General features: G+C 68.5%; 6 protein-coding genes. 4 read left to right on the plus strand and 2 right to left on the minus strand.

The window, feature by feature from the left end:
- Nucleotides 1-107: 107 nt before the first annotated feature.
- Together WBV89_RS03480 and WBV89_RS03485 are read right to left on the minus strand one after the other, a co-directional pair.
- Nucleotides 108-416 carry an AzlD domain-containing protein gene (locus WBV89_RS03480; protein WP_423979952.1) on the minus strand — a complete coding sequence of 103 codons (309 nt, stop codon included), beginning with the start codon at nt 414-416 and terminating at the stop codon, nt 108-110.
- A complete protein-coding gene (locus WBV89_RS03485) occupies nt 409-1158 on the minus strand; it encodes an AzlC family ABC transporter permease (protein ID WP_423979953.1) in 750 nt (249 codons plus the stop codon). Before WBV89_RS03485 ends, WBV89_RS03480 begins: the two co-directional genes overlap by 8 nt.
- 167 nt (nt 1159-1325) lie before the next feature.
- On the opposite strand from WBV89_RS03485, the gene WBV89_RS03490 reads away from it, so the two are divergent.
- The 4 genes from WBV89_RS03490 to bmt are packed head-to-tail and all read left to right on the plus strand — an operon-like array spanning nt 1326 to nt 6235.
- The gene (locus tag WBV89_RS03490) at nt 1326-2078 is read left to right on the plus strand and encodes an LppX_LprAFG lipoprotein (protein ID WP_423979954.1); all 753 of its coding nucleotides are present in this window, start codon (nt 1326-1328) and stop codon (nt 2076-2078) included.
- Nucleotides 2075-4468 carry an MFS transporter gene (locus WBV89_RS03495; protein ID WP_423979955.1) on the plus strand — a complete coding sequence of 798 codons (2394 nt, stop codon included), beginning with the start codon at nt 2075-2077 and terminating at the stop codon, nt 4466-4468. The genes WBV89_RS03490 and WBV89_RS03495 overlap by 4 nt, the downstream gene beginning before the upstream one ends.
- Before the next feature lie 34 nt (nt 4469-4502).
- A complete protein-coding gene (gene trmB, locus WBV89_RS03500; protein WP_423979956.1) occupies nt 4503-5240 on the plus strand; it encodes a tRNA (guanosine(46)-N7)-methyltransferase TrmB in 738 nt (245 codons plus the stop codon).
- Between the two features lie 2 nt (nt 5241-5242).
- Nucleotides 5243-6235: a betaine--homocysteine S-methyltransferase gene (bmt, locus tag WBV89_RS03505; RefSeq protein WP_423979957.1), complete on the plus strand. Its 993-nt coding sequence runs from the start codon at nt 5243-5245 to the stop codon at nt 6233-6235.
- The last annotated feature ends 132 nt before the right edge of the window (nt 6236-6367 follow it).

The raw sequence follows: 6367 nt of genomic DNA on the forward strand, positions 1-6367 counted from the left end.
CGCCGGCATTGCGCTCGACGGATACGACCGCGACCGCCAACGCCGGCGGCAGCAGTACCAGAGCGACTGAGCGATCGACGGCGCCAGGTCGGACACGCGGCGCGACATCACCCGAGCGCGCGGACGATCGCGGTCGCCATCGAAGCGAGGACGATCACGACCACGAACGGTGCCCGCTTCCACAACGCGAGTCCGGCCACCGCCATCCCCACGAGGCGGGCATCGATCACGATCGACGCGCCGTCACCCATCGTCGACACGGCGGCGAGCGACGCGAGCAGCGCCGCCGGCAGCAGGTCGACCAACGACGAGATACGAGCGGGCAGACGCCGATCCCCGAGCACCAGCGGACCCGCAGCCTTCATCGCGTACGTCCCGGTCGCCAGCACGATCAGGACGACGACCGCGTCACTCATGTGCGCTCCCGACCGTCGATGACCCGTCGCTCGCCTTGGGCGACACCGTGACGAAGCGGGCGGCGAGCACGCCGAACATCGATGCCAGGATCGGAACTCCGGCGGGAACGAACGGGATCAGGACGACCGCGATCACCGCTCCGGCGACCGCGGTGGCGAGCTGCGCCCGATCCCCCAGGCGGGGCCACAGCAGCGCGAGAAACGCGGCCGGACCCGCGACGTCGAGTCCCAGATCGTTGATCAGATCCCCCGCGCCGCTGAACGCGACGAAGCCGAGCAGCGTCATCAGGTTCCACACGACGAACACGCTCAACCCCCCGACGAGGAATCCATAGCGCCGGTTCCGGCGTTCGGTCGCGGCGAGACCGACCGCCGTCGACTCGTCGATCATCAGCTGCGACATCAACGCCCGCTGCCAGAACGCTCCCGTCAGCGCCGGCGCCATGATCACCCCGAAGGCCAGCGACCGGACGTTGAGCAGCAGGCCGGCCACCGCCGCCGAGGCGACCGATCCGCCATCGCCGAGGATCTCGACCGCCGCGAACTGCGAACTGCCTCCGAACACGAAGATCGAGAAGCCGAGCGCCTCGACCAGGCTCAAGCCGGCGGTGGCCGCCGAGGCCCCGAAGACGATCCCGAACGGTGCGACGGCGGCCGTGATCGATGCCGCTTGGCGCCGCAGGCGACGCCGGATCACCGCGTCGGCGGTGCCGTCCAGGCGCTCATCCGACGTCTCCACCATCGACGCATTCTGTCGTGGGCCGCACCATCCGCCCACGATCGGTCCTGGTGGTCGACGTTCACGCGCCGGAATAGACCTCGGCAGGCCGAGGTTGTGCAAGTGTTCGGCTGACATCTGGTCCGAGCCCGGCGGCACCGTGCCGTCGGCCGACTCACGAGGGCACCGACATGACCCAGGCCATCAGCCGTCTCCACCGATTCCACCTCCCGGCCGCCCTGCTGACCGGCGCGGTCGCGCTCGCGGCGTGCGGCGGTTCGAGCTCCAGCGACGAGCCGACCGAGCCGACGATCCCCACCGATCCCGAGACGATCGTCGCGACATCCGCGACCGCGATGGGCGACACCGAGAGCGTCCGCTTCGAACTCGAACGCAGCGGCGCTCCCGTCTACATCGACCAGGTCGAACAGCTCGCCCTGAACAGCGTCGTGGGGCAGTTCGAGGTGCCCGGATCGGCTCAGGCGGTGCTCGAGGTCGAGGTCGGCGGAAACCTGGTCAGCGAGTTGGGCGCCGTCGCGCTCGACGACGAGATCTGGCTGTCGAACCCGATCACCGGGGTGTACGAACCGTTGCCGACCGGGATCGACGTCGATCCATCGATGTTCTTCGACCCCGAGAACGGGTGGAAGCCACTGATGGAGGACCTCACCGACGTCGAGTTCATCGGCGTCGAGGAACGCGATGGCGTGGACCGCTATCGCATCTCCGCGACAGCTCCCGCCGATCGCGTCGAGGTGATCACCGCCGGGCTGGTGACCGATCAGGACGTCGAGATCGACTTCTGGATCCAACCGGTGACCGGACACGTCCGGACGGCCGAGTTCACGACGACCGTCGATGGCGAGGACGTCGAGTGGAGCCTCGAACTCAGCGACTACGGCGAGGACTTCGACATCAAACCGCCGGAGGGCATCGGTTCGTGACCCTGCCTGCATCGATCGACACACACGACCGCAGCCCGTCGCCGCGGGCGATCCTCTGGGCCGTCGGGTTCAGTGTGTTCGTCGCGGCCGACGACCTCACGGTCGTCTCGACGATGCTGCGCCCGATCATCGGCGACCTCGGTCTCGTCCTTCCCGACGGGCTCGACGACGCGGCCTGGATCGTCAACGCGTACCTGATCGCGTTCATCGCGGTGATGCCGATCGCCGGCCGCGTCAGCGACGTGATCGGCCGGCGCCGCACGTTCATGCTGGCGTACGGCATCTTCCTCGTCGGGACGATCTGGATCCCGCTGGCGGACTCGCTCGGCCCCCTGTTGGTCGGACGCGTGCTCACGGCGATCGGTGGTGGCGCGATGGTGCCGATCGCGCTCGCCGTCGTCGGCGACGTCTATCCCGTGGAGCGACGTGCGCGTGCGCTCGGCACGCTCGGTGCAATCGAGACGCTCGGATGGGTGTGGGGGCCGCTGTACGGCGCGATGCTCGTGCGTTTCCTGACGTGGAGGTGGCAGTTCTGGCTGAATGTGCCACTCGCGATCGTCGGAGCGGCGGCCGTCTGGTGGGCTCTCGCCGAGCACGATCGACCGGCGCGTGACGTTCGTGTCGACTGGATCGGCGCGGGGTTGCTGACCACCGCACTCGTGTCGCTCAACCTCGCACTGCTCGGGTCGGCCGAGGTCCAGAGCGTGCAGGGCCTCGACGAACTCACCGGCAACGGCGGGACCGATCTGCGCTGGCTGTACCCGCTCGCGTTCGTCGCCGCCGCCTTGTTCGTGTTCCACGAGCGGCGTCTCCGTCGTCGCGGTCGCACCCCGTTGATCGATGCGGCGCTGTTCCGCGGTCGCAACGTCCGCGTCGCGCTGATCGTCAACTTCGTCGTCGGCGCCGCGCTCGTGATCGCGATGGTCGACGTCCCGCTGTTCGTCAATGCCGTCGAAGTGGACCTCGAACGGTCCGCCGTGATCGCCGGCTGGATCCTCTCCGCGATGACGGCTGCGATGGCGCTGCTGTCGTACGTCGGCGGCCGCGTGACCGAGCGCACCTGGTACGGCCCGCCGATCGTCTTGGGGCTCGTCGCGGCGACGCTCGCGTACACGTTGATGGGCCTCACCTGGGGCGGCGACACGCCATACCCGGTCCTCGCATTGCAACTGGCGCTGCTCGGTGGCGGGATCGGCTTGACCGTCGCGCCGACGACCTCGGCGGTCGTCGACCACGCGGAACCCGACTCGCGCGGTGCCGCGGCGGCGGTCGTCATGGTGGTCCGGATGATCGGGCTGAGCGTCGGGTTGTCCGCGCTCACCGCGTGGGGCCTCGCCCGATTCAACGCGCTGCGATCCGAGATCGAACTTCCCCCGATCACCGACCCCGACTTCCAGTCCGCGCTCACCGTCGCCACCGAACGCCTGACCGCACAGTCGATCGCCGACACCTTCATCGCGAGCGCTGCAGCACTCGGCGTCGGCCTCGCCCTGTGCCTCTTCCTCCTCCGCCGCACGACCACCCCCGCCGACCCGACCGCCACCGAAGCCGCCGATCTCGTGAACAGTTCGCGCACGGAGCGCGGGACAAGTTCACGAGATGCCCCACTTCCTGTCCACCGATCGACCGAAACCGAACCACCACCGGAGACCCCGATGACCGATGACACCACCCCGACCGACGACACGAGCACGGCCGACGTTCAGCCTGACGAACACCCGGATGAGGACACGAACGAGCACGAGACATTCGTCGTGTCGCGTGGCCTCATCGACACCGACGAGATGCCGGTGATCGCCGATGGTGCCGACCCGGCGCTCGACCCGGAGGCCGCACCGCCCGTCGACGAGCGCTCGCCGAGTTGGGTCCACCGTCACCTGACGCTCGTGCTCGCCGGCGTCGTGATCCTGCTCGTCGGGTCACTCCTCGCGACGGTGTGGATGTTCACCCGGGTGCAGGCGGCCGAGGACGACCTCGCGACGACGCGCGCCGACCTCGAGCGAGTCGAGTCGGGTGCCGCTCTGTACGCATCCCAGGTCAACGGGTTCGTCGAGACGGTCAACGATCTCGGACCGTCGATCGACGAAGGCCTCGACCAGGCGATCGCCGGCCTGGAGGAGTTCGGCGCCACGAAGATCGAGTTCCAGGTACCGATCGACACCTCGATTCCGATCGACGAGGAGGTCGACACGACGATCACCATCGACGGCCCCTTCGGCATCGACATTCCACTCGACATCACCGTCCCCGTGAACGTCGACGTACCGATCAACCTCGATGTGCCGATCGCGCTCGATGTCGCAGGCACCGAACTCGAAGGGCTCACGACGTCGCTGATCGACGGACTGCGCGCCTTCCAGGACGGCCTCGGCGGGCTCACCGGCAACTGAGCGGGTCACCGATGCCGTCGGTAGGTTCGGCGCCGTGAACGACCGGCCCGCACCCCCGACCGAGACGGGTTCGACCGCGCGCCAGGTCAGCCGGCCGGCACTCACGTTCAAGGTGCGCCGCCGGGGGTTGTCGCCGAAACGCCAGCGTGAGTTCGACGAGTGGATCGCGAAGTGGAGCATCGATCTCGACGGACCCGTGCTCGATTGGTCCGACGTGTTCGGTCCCGATCGTGACCCCGCACGCGGCGTCGTGCTCGACATCGGTTTCGGCCACGGTGAATCGACGATCCAGATGGCGCGGGCGCAGCCCGAGCTCGACGTGATCGGTGTCGAAGTCCACGATCCGGGCGTCGTCACGGTGCTCGACGCGATCGAGAACGAGCCACTCCCCCACGTCCGCGTCGTGCACGGCGACCTCGTGCAGTTCCTGCAACGGATCGGACCGGAATCGCTCGCCGTCGTGCGGATCTACTTCCCCGACCCCTGGAAGAAGACACGCCAGCACCATCGACGACTGGTGCGCGAGGACATCGTCGCAGCGCTCGTCGATCGCCTCGAGACCGATGGGCAGCTGCACCTCGCGACCGACATCGCCGACTACGCCGCCCTGATGCAACGCGTGTGCGACGCGGAGCCACGCCTGGAGGGCGGCGTCATCGACCGGCCCGACGATCGACCGCTCACCCGGTTCGAACAGCGCGGCCTCGACGAGGACCGGCCTCCGACCGACCTCCTCTACCGACGGGTACGCCCAGATCCGGGCACACTGTGACCATGACGATCCTGGACGAACTGATCGCCGAACGCGGAGTGTTGCTGATCGACGGCGCGATGGGCACGGAGCTGTTCGCCCGCGGTCTGGAGTCCGGCGGCGCACCCGAACTCTGGAACGTCGAGCACCCCGATCGGGTCACCGCCGTGCACGCCGACTACGTGGCCGCCGGGTCCGACATCATCCTCACGAACTCGTTCGGTGGAACCGGTTTCCGCCTGAAATTGCACCAGCTCGACGACCGGGTGGTCGAGCTGAACGAAGCTGCGGCGCGCGTCGCGAGAGCCGCCGCCGATGCAGGCGATCGTCGCGTGATCGTGGCCGGGTCGATGGGACCGACCGGCGAACTGCTCGAACCGATGGGTTCGTTGACCCCCGAGACGTGCGCGGCAGCATTCGCCGAACAGGCCAAGGGCCTCGACGCGGGCGGCGCCGACGTGTTGTGGATCGAGACGATGAGCCACCTCGACGAGATCGCCGGTGCCGTCGCAGGAGCTCGATCGGTCAGCACGCTGCCGATCGTCGCCACCTTGAGCTACGACACCGCCGGGCGCACGATGATGGGTGTCACGGGAGTCGACGCGGTCACCCGCCTCGCCGAACTGGGCGTCGATGCCGTCGGCGCGAACTGTGGCAACAACCTCGCCGACACCGAGGCCGCGCTCATCGAGATGCGCTCCACGAACCCCGACATCCTGCTCGTCAGCAAGGCGAACGCCGGGATGCCCGAGTGGCACGGTGCCGACCTCCACTACAGCGGGTCACCCGATGTGATGGCCGCCCACGCGATTCGCCAGCGCGACGCAGGGATCCAGATGATCGGTGCGTGCTGCGGCAGCTCTCCCGAGCACCTCGCGATGATGCGCAAGGTCCTCGACGGACAGATCCCGGTGCCCGAGGTCGACTTCGAGGTCGCCGTTCAGCGCCAGGTCGCCAAACCGCGCGAACGACGCGGAGCCCGCCGGCGCGGCGGGCCCGCAGGCGCCTCGTACTGACGGATCGGTCACCCCACCACTCGTCAGGACTCCTCGTCGGCGTCGATGACCGCTTTCGACTCGCGCATCGCACCGGCGAAGATCCCCTTCGCCATCAGCGACGTCTCCTGGGCTCGGCGTTCCCGGTAGACC

The organism is Ilumatobacter sp. (assembly GCF_049588435.1).
Taxonomy (GTDB): Bacteria; Actinomycetota; Acidimicrobiia; order Acidimicrobiales; family Ilumatobacteraceae; genus Ilumatobacter_A.

Bases quoted from the DNA above. Each gene is read 5' to 3' on its own strand.
- WBV89_RS03480 (WP_423979952.1), bottom strand. From the start codon at position 416: ATGAGTGACGCGGTCGTCGTCCTGATCGTGCTGGCGACCGGGACGTAC.
- WBV89_RS03485 (WP_423979953.1), bottom strand. From the start codon at position 1,158: ATGGTGGAGACGTCGGATGAGCGCCTGGACGGCACCGCCGACGCGGTG.
- WBV89_RS03490 (WP_423979954.1), top strand. From the start codon at position 1,326: ATGACCCAGGCCATCAGCCGTCTCCACCGATTCCACCTCCCGGCCGCC.
- bmt (WP_423979957.1), top strand. From the start codon at position 5,243: ATGACGATCCTGGACGAACTGATCGCCGAACGCGGAGTGTTGCTGATC.